This window comes from Allobosea sp. UC22_33, assembly GCF_042700715.1.
Taxonomy (GTDB): domain Bacteria; phylum Pseudomonadota; class Alphaproteobacteria; order Rhizobiales; family Beijerinckiaceae; genus Allobosea.
Genome location: NZ_CP170556.1, coordinates 2,642,599 through 2,655,357 on the forward strand (window position 1 = coordinate 2,642,599; position 12,759 = coordinate 2,655,357).

9 protein-coding genes are annotated in these 12,759 nt (G+C 67.2%); 4 read left to right on the plus strand and 5 right to left on the minus strand.

The window, feature by feature from the left end; all coding sequences use genetic code 11:
- Positions 1-6: 6 nt before the first annotated feature.
- The 4 genes from ACFJGT_RS12490 to ACFJGT_RS12505 form a co-directional block, all read right to left on the minus strand.
- Positions 7-948, minus strand: coding sequence for an ABC transporter permease (locus ACFJGT_RS12490; RefSeq protein ID WP_377848814.1), 942 nt, complete (start codon positions 946-948; stop codon positions 7-9).
- A 34-nt stretch (positions 949-982) separates the two neighbouring features.
- On the minus strand, positions 983-2,566 hold the full coding sequence (locus ACFJGT_RS12495; RefSeq protein WP_377848815.1) for an ABC transporter substrate-binding protein: 1,584 nt from the start codon (positions 2,564-2,566) through the stop codon (positions 983-985).
- Between the two features lie 236 nt (positions 2,567-2,802).
- Entirely contained in the window at positions 2,803-4,107 is a 1,305-nt protein-coding gene (locus tag ACFJGT_RS12500) for an alanine racemase (RefSeq protein WP_377848816.1), read from the minus strand.
- The gene (locus ACFJGT_RS12505; protein ID WP_377848817.1) at positions 4,098-5,558 is read right to left on the minus strand and encodes a M81 family metallopeptidase; all 1,461 of its coding nucleotides are present in this window, start codon (positions 5,556-5,558) and stop codon (positions 4,098-4,100) included. The genes ACFJGT_RS12500 and ACFJGT_RS12505 overlap by 10 nt, the downstream gene beginning before the upstream one ends.
- Before the next feature lie 186 nt (positions 5,559-5,744).
- Between ACFJGT_RS12505 and ACFJGT_RS12510 the strand changes: the two genes are divergently transcribed.
- Entirely contained in the window at positions 5,745-7,229 is a 1,485-nt protein-coding gene (locus ACFJGT_RS12510) for a M81 family metallopeptidase (protein ID WP_377848818.1), read from the plus strand.
- A gap of 213 nt (positions 7,230-7,442) precedes the next feature.
- Positions 7,443-9,818: a heavy metal translocating P-type ATPase gene (locus ACFJGT_RS12515; protein ID WP_377848819.1), complete on the plus strand. Its 2,376-nt coding sequence runs from the start codon at positions 7,443-7,445 to the stop codon at positions 9,816-9,818.
- A 199-nt stretch (positions 9,819-10,017) separates the two neighbouring features.
- Here the strand turns inward: ACFJGT_RS12515 and ACFJGT_RS12520 are convergent, their stop codons facing one another.
- Entirely contained in the window at positions 10,018-10,371 is a 354-nt protein-coding gene (locus tag ACFJGT_RS12520; protein ID WP_377848820.1) for a hypothetical protein, read from the minus strand.
- 559 nt (positions 10,372-10,930) lie between these two features.
- Between ACFJGT_RS12520 and ACFJGT_RS12525 the strand changes: the two genes are divergently transcribed.
- Together ACFJGT_RS12525 and trmFO are read left to right on the plus strand one after the other, a co-directional pair.
- Complete coding sequence (locus ACFJGT_RS12525; protein WP_082009515.1) at positions 10,931-11,086, plus strand: DUF1127 domain-containing protein; 156 nt, start codon at positions 10,931-10,933, stop codon at positions 11,084-11,086.
- 185 nt (positions 11,087-11,271) lie between these two features.
- The gene (gene trmFO, locus ACFJGT_RS12530; RefSeq protein WP_377848821.1) at positions 11,272-12,678 is read left to right on the plus strand and encodes a methylenetetrahydrofolate--tRNA-(uracil(54)-C(5))-methyltransferase (FADH(2)-oxidizing) TrmFO; all 1,407 of its coding nucleotides are present in this window, start codon (positions 11,272-11,274) and stop codon (positions 12,676-12,678) included.
- The last annotated feature ends 81 nt before the right edge of the window (positions 12,679-12,759 follow it).

The following is a 12,759-nucleotide window of genomic DNA, read 5'->3' on the forward strand; positions in this document are numbered from 1 at the left end:
CGCCGCTCACATCTGCACCCGTGCGTCGACGCGGGCATAGGCGATGTCGATCATCGTGTTGACCAGCACGACGATGCCGGCCGCGACCAGCACGATCGCCTGGATCACCGGATAGTCGCGGCTGTTGATAGAATCGAACAGATACTGGCCCATGCCGGGAATGGCGAAGATGGTCTCGACCAGGATGCTCCCGCCGAGCAGCGCCGCGATCTTGAGGCCGGCGGCGGTGATGACCGGCGTCAGCGCGTTGCGCATCAGGTAGTCGCGCAGGATCACGGCCGGCGTCAGCCCCTTGGCGCGGGCGACCATGACGAAATCCTGGTTGGCGACCTCGAGCACCGCGGCGCGCGTGTTCTCCGCGATGGTCACGGAAACCGCGAGCGCCAGCGCGAAGGCCGGCAGCAGCAGGCTGGCGAGATTGCCGAGCGGGTTCTCAAGAAAGGGCGTGTAGCCGAGGACGGTGATCTCCGGGAAATAGAGCCCGAAGAGCAGGACGATCAGCGTCGCCACGACATAGTTCGGCACGGCGAGCATCAGCCCGTTCCAGAGCCTCACCAGCCAGTCGGTCGCGCCGCGCAGGCGCGCCGCCGCGAGCCCCGAGGCGACGCCCATCACCGCGGCGATGACAGCGGCGAGCAGCGTGAGCTGGATGGTGACCGCGAGCCGATTGAGCAATTCGCCGAGCACCGGCTGGCGGGTGACGAAGGACTTGCCGAAATCGCCGGTAAGCGCAGCGCCGAGCCAGCTCAGATATTGCGCCATCAAGGGCTGGTCGAGGCCGAGATCGCGCCGGATCGTCGCCAGCACCTCCGGCGCGACGCTCTGCGAGCCGGCCGCGGCGATGGCGAAATCGCCGGGAATGGCCCGCATCAGCATGAAGGCGACGAAGGAGACGCCGAGCAGGATCGCGGCCATCCAGGCGAGACGCCCGAGGACGAAGCGCGTCATCGGGAGATCTCCGCCGGAAGGCGGCAGGCCGGATCTATTTCTTCAGCCATGTCGTACGCACGAAGGAGCGGATATTCGCAGCCAGCGGCACATAGCCCTGGACGTAGTTCCACCAGATCTCCCAGCGCAGCGGATACTGGTAGATCTGGATGACATAGGCGTTCTCGGCGATGCGCTTCTGGATATCGAGGTTCTTGGCAGCGCGCTTGGGCACGTCGAGTTCGGAGCGCGCCTCCGAAATCAGCCTGTCGAGCTCGGGATCGTTCGAGCCCATCGCCTTGCCGTAGCCGCTGGTCGAGACGATGTACTGGAACACCCCGTCCGGGTCCGGCGTCCAGGACAGCGCCACCGAGAGCAGCGTCGGCCAGTCGCCGCTCGCCCATTTGGCCAGCAGCGGCGCGGTCTCCATCGGCACCAGCTTCACGGTGATGCCCGCCGCCTGCCATTGCTGCTGCAGGATCTGCGCGCAGGCGACGTCGAGCGGATTGGCCGCGACGACGATATAGTCGCCGAGATCGATCCCGTTGGGATAGCCGGCCTCAGCCAGCAGCGCCTTCGCCGCCGCCGGATCATGCTTGTAATAAGGCAGTTCACTGATGCCGTCATAGCCGCCGACCTGGCTTTCCGGGATCATTGCGCCAACCTTGCCGGAGCCGCCGAGCACGGTATCGAGGCAGGCCTTGCGATCGGTGGCGAGGCTGAGCGCGCGACGCACCTTCACGTCGTTGAGGGGCTTGGCCTTCATGTTCAGCCAGATCGGGAAGGTCCGCGAGGTCTGGCCCGGCGCCGAGACGAAATTCGACGAGGCCCGCGAAATTGCGGTCGCGACCTTCGGGTCCTTCACCCAGGTCATGTCGATGGCACGCGAGCGCAAAGCCGAGGTCAGCGTCGCCTGGTCCTTGTAGAACTTGAAGATCACCTTCGCGAGATGGGGCTCGCCCTTCTCGTAATAGCCGTCGAAGCGCGTCAGCGAGAATTGCTGGTTCGGCTGGTAGGCCTCGAAGGCGAAGGGCCCGGTGCCGACAGGCTGGGTGACGAGGTTCTCGACCCCGGCCGGTACGATCGCGCCGTTGGGGTTGCTGGCGAGATTGCTGAGGAAGGCCGCATCGGTGGCGTTGAGCTGGAACTTCACCGTGAAGGGATCGACCACCGTCACCGACTCGACGCTGGAATAGAGCGCCTTGAGGCGGCTGCCCGTCGCCGGGTTCATGATTCGATCGAAGGTATGCTTGACGTCGGCGGCGGAAAAATCCTTGCCGTTGTGGAATTTGACGCCCTGCCGGAGCTTGAAGACATAGGTCTTCGGATCGGGCTGCTCGTAGCCCGTGGCGAGGTCCGGCTCGACCTTCATCTGGGCGTTCCAGCGCAGCAGGCCGGTATAGAGCAGGCTGGTGAAATCGAAGGACGAGAAGGCGTTGACCGTGACCGGATCGAGCCCGATCGGATCGGCATCGGCACCGATCGTTAGCGTTCCGCCGGCGACCGGCGCCTGCCCCTGAGCCAGCGCGAGGCTGCTCCACAGGCCGGGCGCAGCGAGCGCCGCGCCGCCGACTGTGAGCAGTTGCAGCAGGCTGCGCCGCCGCACGCCCCGCGCTGCAAGATCGGACTCGTCAGTCATCGGAAATGACGGTGTCGTCACGAACGGTCCTCCCAGCATCCTGCTTGCCGGCCAAGCTGGCCGATTTCGCGCGAGACAGGGGCCGGCCTTCGCCGTGCTTCCCGTCATCGCCGCCTGGCCCGTCTCGTCCGCGTCGCGGATGGCGGGCCTTCCCTCTGTGAGATGCAGGCTAGGAACGGCCCGAATTCACGTCAAGGATTGCAGGTTTCACCAGAAGGAACAGATTCGGAAGCGCGTCAGAAGAAGGTCCGGATTGCGCCGGTAACGGTCCAGTCGTCATCGACCAGCATCAGCACGGCCCATTTGTCGAAGGTCAGGCAGGGATGGGCGATGCCGAAGGCCACCATATCGCCGACCTGGAGCGGGCTCTGCTCCGTCGTGCCGAGATGGCAGTGCTGGTCGTTCAGTCCCAGCACCGTATGGCCCGCCGGCATCGGCTCCGGCCGCTTCATCGCGCCACCCGGCCGATACCAGCGCACAGGCACGGGCAAAGCGGAATCATAGGTGACGTCGCGCTTGCCGAGAGTGAGCAGGCTGCGCCCGCGCTCCGGCCGCGACTGGACATAGGCCCAGACCTCGAGGGCGGGTTCGAGCCCGCCCTGCGGCAGCTTCAGGCTGGTCTCCAGCATGATCCGGCGGAAAGAGGCCGAATAGCCGAGATCGTCATGCGTCAGATAGCAGCCGGAGCGCAGCACCTTGAGGAGCGGGCGCCCGAGGCTCGCAGCGTTGAATTTTTCGCCGACACGGTCGAACAGCGCGGTTCCGCCGGCGCTCAGGACCAGCGGCTCGGGCCCGAGCAGGCCCTCGCCATTCGCCGCCGCCGCGACGGCGATCACCTCGTCGAGTTGTTTATCCGCGCCTGCGCTGTCGCTATGCAGGCCCTCGAAGCATTCGAAGCCGGCGAGCCGCAAGCCCGGCGCGCCCGCAACGGCCCGCGCCACGACAAGCGCCTCCTCGCGGGTCCGGGCGCCGGTGCGTCCGCCCATGAAGCCGATCTCGACGAAAATGCGTAACGGATTGGCGCCTGCATGCCCCTTCGCGGCTTCCGCCAGCAGAGCCACGCCGGCGACGCTGTCGGCAAGGCAATAGAGCTCGAAGCCCGGCTGCCGCAGCGCCTCGAAACAAGCGGCCACTTCCTGCCGCCCCACGGGCTGGTTGGCGAGGATCACGCGCTTCACCCCGAAATGCCGGGCGACCGCCAGTTGCTGCATCGTCGCGACGGTGATCGCCCAGGCGCCATCGGCGATCTGCAGGTCGAAGAGCTGCGGCGCCATCGTCGTCTTGCCATGCGGCGCGATCAGCAGATCGTTTGCCCCGGTGAATGCACTCATCCAGGTGCTGTTGGCCTTGAGCACGCTCTCGCGGATCACGGCGAGCGGCATCGGCATGTCGCCGGCGAGCACGTTCCAGCCCTGCTTGCCGACATCGCCGAGCCGCAGCGACGCGCCCGGCGGCAGCCCCTTCACCAGCACATCGAGGCGCTGGTCCTCGATCTCGCGGAGCGACAGGCGCGGGAGCGGGGCGGAAGCAGTCACAGCCATGGATTCGGATCCAGCGGAGAGAAGGGGCGTTTCACCTTGGTATAGGGGATCTTGCTCGAATCGGGCGGGTAAGGTCCACCGCTGTCGAGATAAAGTACCTGTGCCGCGATCGGCGCGAAGGCAGCGTGGAAATGGTTGGAGGATTTCACCACCACCACCTTCTTGGCGCCGAGGTCGATGCCGAGATCGGTGAAGACCGGCGGGCTGAAGGTCTGCGCCCGCGTCGAGGCCAGCACGATGTCGAGCTGGCCGATCCGGATCGCGGCGGCCGGCCCGAGCGAAACCCAGCTCTGCTCGAACGGAATCAGCAAATCCGCGGTCGCGCCGGTAACCGTCACAACCGCGTCGATCGGCCGCCCCGAGGACGGCGCCGCCTTGCCGATGAAGCGCAGCGGAATCTCGGCGCCGACACCGGCTGCCCGGCACAGGCTCACCGCGACCGGGTCCCATAGCGCGCCGATCGCTGCTGGAATCTCGGGATGCCGCAACAGCGCCTCGACCATCACCGAGGAATCGCCCGCGACACCACCGCCCGGATTGTCCCAGCGATCGGCCAGCACCACCGGCTTGCCGGGCTGCGCCAGATCGACCGCGGCCGCGATGCCCTCCTCCGGCTTGTAATGCTTCGGCGAGGCGCCCTGCCCCCAGCGCAGGATTTCGAGGCCGAGCTGTTTCGCCAGCGCGGCGGCCTTCGCCGCGTCGCCATCGGTGATCACCAGCACCTTGGTCCCGACATCGGCGACATCCGCCGCCTGAAAACCATGCGCGACCGAGATCGAGAGGATGCCGTCCTGGCCCTCCATCGCCAGGAGCCGGTCGACGAAGCTGCGGCCGGGCTCGCGGCTGGTCATGAAGGCGGCAAGCCCCCGGCAATCGAACACGGCGCTCACCGGCTTCACCTGCTTGCGCGCGGTCTTGAGGCAGAGCTCCAGCAGGTCCTCGGCCCGCGCCAGGAAATCCGTATGCGGGAATTCCTTGAAGGCGACGATGATGTCGGCGCCCCCGACCATCTCTGCGGTCAGATGGCAATGCATGTCGAGTTCGACCCCGATGACGCAATCCGGTCCTGCGAGCGCCCGCACCCGTGCGATCAGGTCCCCCTCGCAATCGTCATAGCCGCGCGCCACCATCGACCCGTGCAGGCCGAGCAGGACGATATCGACCGGCAAGGCCGCCTTGAGCTGATCGAGGATTTCGTCGCGCAGGCTCTCATAGCCCTCCTGCGAGACGAGGCCGGCCGGCTCAGCCCAGGTCGCCGTGCCCTCGAACAGCGCATAGCCCTCGCTGCCGGCACGGCGGCGCGCTGCGACGGTCGGTGCCGAGCACAGCGTCGGCGTATCCGGATGCGTGCCGGGCGGGCAGTAGAAGCCGCCCTCGAAGGCGCTGCGATCGACGAAGAGCGGCGCGAACGTATTGGTTTCCGTCGCCAGCGAGGCCGTGAAGACGCGCATCCGCATGCTCTTTCGATCAGAGGCGGCAGCCGCCCCTTCGGACTGCCGGCCGGTCTCATGAAACCGGGACAGGGTGCGCCCGTCAAAGCATCTGCGTTCCCTAGGATGGAACAATGCAGGCTTGATCCGGAACAGATCGGCGGCCGAGATGCGCAGGCTTCGCAAGCCTGGGAGATTCAGCCGATCATGTCCCGCCGCCGCATCCTGCTGGGATCGCTGTTCCACGAGACGCACAGCTTCGTCGACGAGGAGACGACGCTCGCCGATTTCACCATCCGCAAGGGCACGGAATTACTGGCCCGCCGCGGCGACGGCTCGACGCTCGACGGCTTCCTCGAAGTCGCGGAAACCGAAGGCTGGGAGGTCCTGCCGACCATCGATTACGGCGCGCTGCCGGCCGGCACGGTCGATCACGCGGTGTTCCAGCGCTTCCTTGCGGAATTCGACGCCGGATTGAAGGCAGCTCTCGCCAATGGCGGCCTCGACGGCATCTGGCTCGCCCTGCACGGGGCGATGGTCACGACCGAATGCCTCGACCCGGAAGGTGCGTTGCTGGCCCATATCCGCTCGGTGCCCGGCTGCGAGACGCTGCCGGTCTTTGCGGTCTTCGACCTGCATGCGAATTTCACCGCGGCCATGGCCGAGCATGCCAACGCCCTCGTCGCCTATCGCGAGAACCCGCACACGGATGCTCGCGAATCCGCCGTCCGCTCGGCGAAGCTGCTGGCGCGGTCGCTCCAGAGCGGCGAGCTGCCGCGCATGCTCTCCTGCAACGCCCCCGTGATCTGGCCGCCGACCGGCACCGGCACGGCCGACCGGCCGATGCGCGACCTGGAAGCTCTGGCGCGCCGGATCGAGCAGGAGAACCCGGATATCTGGGTGGCGAATGTCGTCGGCGGCTATTCCTTCTCGGATGTCCCCGAGGCCGGCGTCGCTTTCGCGGTCGCCTTCACTGGCCCCGAGGCTGCGGCCCGCGATGCATTGGAGCGCCTGACCGCGACCGCCACGGAATTGCGCGAATTCGGCCTGCCGGCGGAATGGAATCTCGACGAGGCCGTCGCCGAAATCCTGCGCTCCCCCGGCGGGCCCTATATCGTGGTCGAGCCTTCAGACAATATCGGCGGCGGCGCGCCGGGCGATGCGACCTCGGTGCTCCGCGCCTTCCTGCGCCAAGGCGTCAAGAATTGCGCGGTCGCCATCGCCGATCCCGCCGCCGTCGCCGCCATGGCCGGCGCGAAGCCCGGAGAGACCCGCAAGCTCTCGATCGGTGGCAAGGGCAGCGCCATCGCCGAGGGGCCGGTCGAGATCGAGGCCAGCTTCGTCAGCGCCAGCGACGGCGAATTCGCGCTGGAGGACCTGAACAGCCATCTCGCGGCCGCGCAGGGCTCGCATTTCAGCATGGGGCCGTGCGCGGTGGTGAAGGTCGAGGGCGTCACTGTCCTGCTGAGCAGCCGCAAGACCCCGCCCTTCGATCTCGGCCAGCTCCGCTCGCAGGGCATCCAGCCGGAGACGCTGAAGGCCATCGGCGTCAAGGCGGCGGTGGCGCACCGTCGCGCCTACGACAAGATCGCCAAGGGCAGCTTCACCGTGGCGACGCCCGGTCCCTGCACCAGCCGGATCGCCGGTCTGCCCTACAAGCGCCTGCGCCGGCCGGTCTTTCCGCTGGATTGAGGGCCCGCGCCGGCCCGTCATTCTCGGGCGAAGCGAAGCGCAGACCCGAGAATCTCATGACGAAAGGGCGCAAGAGCCTCCATCGGCACGAGATGCTCGGGCCAAGCCCGAGCATGACGCCCACGCACCCGAGATGCATTTTCCCTCTTGAACCTGAAGTGGCTACAGCTTGTAGAGACATGTCCCGTAGCGAATGAGAGACGGAGACACGTCATGGCCGCCCGCCCCGAAACCCCGAACCGGACCCTCGCCTGGAAGGTCGGCGGCATGGATTGCGCGAGCTGCGCGTCGAAGATTCGCGGCGCGGTGGAGCGCCTGCCGGGCGTCAGCGACGTCAAGCTCTCGGTGATGTCGGAGACGCTGACGCTCGCACTCGATGCCGGCGCGACCACGCCGGAAGCGATCGAGAAGCGCGTCAACGGGCTCGGTTACACGACGACGGCACTGGCAGCCCCGGCCACCCCGCGCGCCACGCCGAAACAGGATGTCTGCGGCCACGCCCACGACCACAGCAGTCACGCGCATGAGCATGGCAAGCATGAGCACGGCGACGCCTGCTGCTCGGGCCATGCGCATGATCACGATCACAAGCACGATCATTCCGGCCACGACCATGCCGGTCATGACCACAGCCCGAAGGCTGCCAGGCAGCCCGCCGCCGCGAAGGATCACGGCCACGGCCTGCCCGGCCATGTCCACGAGGCCACGCCCGATGGCGCGAGCTGGTACCAGACCGGCAAAGGCAAGCTCGTCATCGCGACCGGCCTGTTCCTTGGCGCCGCTTATGCCGCCGGCCTGATCTGGCCGGGCATCGGCCACTGGGCCTTCATCCTGGCCTGTATCGTCGGCGTCGCTCCGGTAGCCAAGCGCGCCTTCGCGGCGGCGCGTGCCGGCATCCCCTTCACCATCGAGATGCTGATGACGATCGCCGCCATCGGCGCGCTCTTCATCGGCGCGGCCGAGGAGGCGGCGCTGGTCGTCTTCCTCTTCGCGGTCGGCGAAGTGCTGGAAGGCGTGGCGGCCGACCGGGCCCGCGCCTCGATCCGGGCGCTCGGCGACCTCGTCCCCAAGACGGCCATCGTCGAAGAGAACGGCGGCGCGACCCGGCAGGTCGATGCCGCGAGCCTGACAATCGGCCAGATCGTGCTGGTCCGCCCCGGCGATCGCATCCCGGCCGATGGCGAGATCACCGACGGCACGTCCGGCATCGACGAAAGCCCGGTCACCGGCGAATCCGTGCCCAAGACCAAGGGCGTCGGCGAGCCCGTCTATGCCGGCTCGGTCAACCGCGAGGCGGCCCTGCGCGTGCGCGTCGACAAGGCGGCCGAGGACAACACCATCGCCCGCATCATCCGCCTGGTCGAGGAGGCGCAGGAGGCCCGCGCTCCGACCGAGCGCTTCATCGACCGCTTCTCGCGCTGGTATATGCCGGCGATCGTCGGGCTCGCCGTGCTTGTCGCGCTGGTGCCCCCGCTCCTGCTGGGCGCCGAATGGTCGGTCTGGGTCTATCGGGCGCTGGCGCTGCTGCTGATCGGCTGCCCTTGCGCGCTCGTCATCTCGGTGCCTGCCGCCATCGCCGCCGCCCTGTCGGCCGGCGCCCGCCAGGGCCTGCTGATGAAGGGTGGCATCGTCATCGAGGCCGCCGCCAAGACCGGTCTCGTCGCCTTCGACAAGACGGGCACCCTCACCCAGGGCAAGCCGCGCGTCACCGATGTCGTGGCGCTCGCCGGCAGCGAAGCTGAGGTCCTGGCCTTCGCCGCCGCGGTCGAGCACGGCTCGTCGCATCCGCTGGCCGAGGCGGTGCTGGAGCGCACTCGCACGGACGGCATCGCCTACAAGCCAGCGGCCGAGGCCGCCGCGCTGGCCGGCCAGGGCGTCACCGGCAAGGTCGATGGCCGCGCCGTCTTCGTCGGCGCACCGCGCCACGCCGAAAGCCGCGCGCCCTTCGACAAGCGGGCACGCGTCACGGCGGAGGAGCTGGAGGCCGCCGGCAAGACCGTCGCCGCCGTCATCGTCGATAGGGTGCTCGCCGGCTTCATCGCGCTCCGCGACGAGCCGCGCGAGGACGCGGCTGCCGCCATCGCCGAGCTCAAGGCGATGGGCATCCGCTCGACCATGCTGACCGGCGACAATGCCCGCACCGGCGCCGCCATCGCCGCCGGCCTCGGCATGGAGCACAAGGCTGAACTGATGCCCGACGACAAGGTCGCGGCGATCAAGGCCTTCTCCGCCGAGACGCCCGTGATGATGGTCGGCGACGGCATCAACGACGCGCCTGCGCTCGCCGCCGCCAGCATCGGCATCGCCATGGGCTCGGGCACCGATGTCGCGCTGGAGACCGCGGACGGCGCGGTGCTGAAGAGCCGTGTGCGCGATGTCGCGGCGATGATCCGGCTGGCGCGGGCCGCGATGGGCAATATCCGCACCAACATCACGATCGCACTCGGATTGAAGGCCGTGTTCCTGGTCACCAGCGTGCTCGGCTATACCGGCCTCTGGGTCGCGATCCTCGCCGATACCGGCGCGACCGTGATCGTCACCGCCAATGCGCTGCGGCTGCTGCGCTTCGATGCGAGCAAGGTGGGTTAGAGGTTTCCGATCGCGCTCGGAAAAACGCCGTCATCCCGGGCTTGCCCCGGGATCCATGCCGGAGCGCTTCCGCTCAAGGTTCAGGCATGGATCCCGGATCTTCGCTGCGCTCCGTCCGGGATGACCTGCGTTTCCATGGAAAGCCCGCAAGCGCCGGAACAATCAAAGCAGCCTGGCGCCACAGCATCCTCGAAACGCGTCACACCCGGATATCGGCGAGCGCTCCGGTCTTGGTCGCGTTCTCGCCCTTGGCTTCCATCTGCTTCAGCATCTCGTCGCGGATCTTGGTCATGACGTCGGCCTTGGCCTGGGCGTCGAGCTTGTTGAACTGGTCCTCGCTCATGCCGAGCTTGGCGAGGAGCGCGGCCTGAACCCGCTCCTCCGGCGTCATCCGCGCGATCTTCAGGAATTCGGCTTCGGTCGAGGAGGACGAGGCAGAGGACGAGGCGGAAGCGCCGCCCCCCTGCTTCGAATCGTCATCGGCGGCCTGTTTGGCGGCGTAGGCTTTCGGCAGGTTGACGGGCCAGTTCGAGGTCGAGAATGAGACGGTCATCGCGCGCTCCTTTCTGTTGACCACCGGCAGGCAAGCTGCGGGCCGCGGCCGAGCTGTGAAAATCCGCTATTGATTTCAACGGACTGGCCGATATCCAGCTCAGATACCGGGGGGCACCGACCGCCGAATCGGCAAGTTCTGCCCGGCAACCGCTGCCGCACGCGGATTATTTCAAGTCGTGCCGCGGATCTCCGCTGCGACCCGGCATCGCAGCCACGCAGCCCCTGCTGCAACGCAAAATTGCCTTGCCGCAAGCGCTCGCCATTTAGCAGTTGCAACATGCTTATTTGAGAGGCAATTACGGACGAAGCCACTGCCCGGATTGGCGCATGCACAAATAGCAGGCTGCCAATTTCCTCAATTTCGCCGCAAGCGTTACGTTCAACGCAGAACGATCCCAAGAAAATGACCGGAACCTTAACTCGTCATGCGCTGAAAGCATATCGGAGCTGACCGCGCGCCTCTGTTTGAAGCAGGCTGTCCGGATTATATGCACTGCACAACGAGATTATCGCTGTGGGCGCCGCCCCGGTCCGGAATATCGCCAAGGAAAACCACCATGTTCGTCACCATGATCGCTGCCAAAATCCGCGCCTACCTCCGCTATCGCGAGACCGTTCGCGAGCTCTCCCGTCTGACCGACCGCGAGCTCGACGATCTCGGCCTGTCGCGCTCGGAGATCTCCTTCATCGCGCGTTCGCACGCCGCGGCCTGAAGGCTCTGGAATGAGAACCGCCGCGCACAGGGTGCGGCGCGTTCCGTGTAGTTTCTCCTGAGGCTCGTGTTTCCCCTCCCCTCGAGCTTCGGTCGAAGAGCGAATGCCCGCCTCACGGCGGGCATTTTGCATTTCAGGGCGCCTGTCCCTTGACCTCGCGGCCCGCTGCGGACACATCCGCAGCCATGGAACCCGTACATATCATCGGCGGCGGTCTCGCCGGCTCCGAAGCCGCCTGGCAGATCGCTCAGGCCGGCGTCCCCGTCGTCATCCACGAGATGCGCCCCGTCCGCGGCACCGACGCCCACAAGACCGAAGGCTTGGCCGAGCTCGTCTGCTCGAACTCCTTCCGCTCCGACGATTCCTCCAGCAATGCCGTCGGCCAGCTCCATTGGGAGATGCGCCGGCTGAACTCGCTGATCATGGCCAAGGGCGATGCCCATCAGGTCCCGGCCGGTGGCGCGCTCGCGGTCGACCGCGACGGCTTTTCCCAAGCCGTCACCGCAGCGCTGGAAGCTCACCCGCTCGTCACCATCGATCGCCGCGAGATCGCCGGCCTTCCCCCGGCCGAATGGACCAAGGTCATCATCGCGACCGGCCCGCTGACCTCGCCCGCACTGGCCGCGGGCCTGCAGTCGCTGACCGGCGAAGATGCCCTCGCCTTCTTCGACGCCATCGCTCCGATCGTCCATTTCGATTCGATCGACATGGACCAGGCCTGGTTCCAGTCGCGCTACGACAAGGCAGGGCCCGGTGGCACCGGCGCCGACTACATCAACTGCCCCCTCGACCGCGACCAGTACGAGGCCTTCATCGACGCGCTGCTCGCCGCCGAGAAGACCGAGTTCAAGGAATGGGAGGGCACGCCCTATTTCGACGGCTGCCTGCCGATCGAGGTCATGGCCGAGCGTGGCCGCGAGACCCTGCGCTGGGGCCCGATGAAGCCGGTCGGCCTCACCAACAAGCACAACCCGACGGTCAAGGCCTATGCCGTGGTCCAGCTCCGCCAGGACAACGCGCTCGGCACGCTGTTCAACATGACGGGCTTCCAGACCAAGCTGAAATACGGCGAGCAGGCCGCGATCTTCCGGATGATTCCCGGCCTGCAGAACGCCGAGTTCGCGAGGCTCGGCGGCATCCACCGCAACACCTACCTGAACTCGCCGAAGCTGCTCGACGAGCGCCTGCGCCTCAAGGCCGATACGCGCCTGCGCTTCGCCGGCCAGATCACCGGCTGCGAGGGCTATGTCGAAAGTGCCGCCACCGGCCTCCTCGCCGGCCGCATGGCTGCCGCCGAGCGGCTCGGCCGCGAGCTGCCGATGCCGCCCGCGACGACGGCGCTCGGCGCGCTGGTGAACCACATCACCGGCGGCCATATCGTCACGATCGACGAGGGGCCGCGCTCCTTCCAGCCGATGAACATCAATTTCGGCCTCTTCCCGCCCATCGAAGGCGTCGCGACCACCGGCCCCGACGGCAAGCGCCTGAAGGGCCCGGCCAAGAGCCTCGCCCGCAAGCAGGCCCTGACGGCCCGCGCCAAGCAGGTGATGGACGAATGGGCGGGTGGCGTCGAGGCAAAGGCGGCGGAGTAGGAAACTCATCCGTCGTGCTCAACGGGAAGGAAAACCGCGGGGAACCCCTCTCCTGTAAGGAGATTGGCAGGGGTGAGGTGT

Bases quoted from the DNA above. Each gene is read 5' to 3' on its own strand.
- ACFJGT_RS12490 (WP_377848814.1), bottom strand. From the start codon at position 948: ATGACGCGCTTCGTCCTCGGGCGTCTCGCCTGGATGGCCGCGATCCTG.
- ACFJGT_RS12495 (WP_377848815.1), bottom strand. From the start codon at position 2,566: ATGACTGACGAGTCCGATCTTGCAGCGCGGGGCGTGCGGCGGCGCAGC.
- ACFJGT_RS12500 (WP_377848816.1), bottom strand. From the start codon at position 4,107: ATGGCTGTGACTGCTTCCGCCCCGCTCCCGCGCCTGTCGCTCCGCGAG.
- ACFJGT_RS12505 (WP_377848817.1), bottom strand. From the start codon at position 5,558: ATGCGCGTCTTCACGGCCTCGCTGGCGACGGAAACCAATACGTTCGCG.
- ACFJGT_RS12510 (WP_377848818.1), top strand. From the start codon at position 5,745: ATGTCCCGCCGCCGCATCCTGCTGGGATCGCTGTTCCACGAGACGCAC.
- ACFJGT_RS12515 (WP_377848819.1), top strand. From the start codon at position 7,443: ATGGCCGCCCGCCCCGAAACCCCGAACCGGACCCTCGCCTGGAAGGTC.
- ACFJGT_RS12520 (WP_377848820.1), bottom strand. From the start codon at position 10,371: ATGACCGTCTCATTCTCGACCTCGAACTGGCCCGTCAACCTGCCGAAA.
- ACFJGT_RS12525 (WP_082009515.1), top strand. From the start codon at position 10,931: ATGTTCGTCACCATGATCGCTGCCAAAATCCGCGCCTACCTCCGCTAT.
- trmFO (WP_377848821.1), top strand. From the start codon at position 11,272: ATGGAACCCGTACATATCATCGGCGGCGGTCTCGCCGGCTCCGAAGCC.